2 protein-coding genes are annotated in these 848 nt (G+C 75.6%); one reads left to right on the top strand and one right to left on the bottom strand.

Annotation, left to right across the window (positions count from 1 at the left end; genetic code table 11):
• Nucleotides 1–648 (bottom strand): alpha/beta hydrolase (locus tag AC2W7G_RS17455; protein WP_485869552.1); only part of this gene is annotated, 648 nt, incomplete at its 3' end.
• A gap of 56 nt (nucleotides 649–704) precedes the next feature.
• Between AC2W7G_RS17455 and AC2W7G_RS17450 the strand changes: the two genes are divergently transcribed.
• On the top strand, nucleotides 705–848 hold a 144-nt coding region (locus AC2W7G_RS17450; protein WP_485869551.1), incomplete at its 3' end, for a nitronate monooxygenase.

The following is an 848-nucleotide window of genomic DNA, read 5'->3' as shown; positions in this document are numbered from 1 at the left end:
GCCCACCAGCGTCCGGCGCGCGCAGCCCGCTCTCGGCCAGCATCGGGTCGGTCGCCTCGAGGTCGCGCACCTGCTCCTCGTCGAGCGTCGCGTCGAGCCAGGGCGACAGCAGCACGACCCCGGACGCTCGCGGCCGCCGACCTCGCGCAGCCGTTGGGCCAGGACGAGCGCCAGCGCGCCGCCGGCCGAGTCGCCCATGACCACCCACGGGCGTCCGTCGTCGACCGCCGACGCGAGCTCGAGCAGCCGGGGGAGCACGTCGTCGACGGTCGCGTCCGGTGCCAGCGGGTAGGCCGGCACCACCACCTCGGCGGGCACGGAGGTGAGCGCACGGACGAGCCGCCAGTAGTCCTTGGTGAGCGGGTGCACGTACCCGCCGCCGTGCAGGTAGAGGACGCGGGCGACCGGGTCCGCCCGCCGCGGCCGGGCGGTCCAGACCGTCATGCCCGCGACCGTCGTCTCGGTGACGTCGAGCCGGCGACGCGTCCAGGCGGTCGGCGGCGCGTTGCCCGAACGTTGCTGCTCGCGGGCCTTGTCCAGGGTGTGCTGCGCGCCCTCGAACGCCTGCTTGTCGCGGTTCGCCCGCATGCCGCGGACGTACGCGCGGGTGTAGAGGCTCGGACGGTCCCCGCCCTCGACGTCCCACATCACATTCCCATCGCCCCGAGTGTGCCGTCGAAGCGACGCGCGTGCACGATGGCGGCATGAGCCTGCTCGGGACCGACCTGCCGTTCGTCGGAGCGCCCATGGCCGGGGGCTCCTCGACCGTCGACCTCGCGGCCGCCGTCGCGGACGCCGGCGGGCTCGGGATGCTCGCGGCCGGCTACCGGACGCCGACGACCTGGCGC

It is taken from the genome of Aeromicrobium sp. PFPM2_SD2 (genome assembly GCF_057364525.1).
This window is presented reverse-complemented; position numbering and strand designations above follow the sequence as displayed.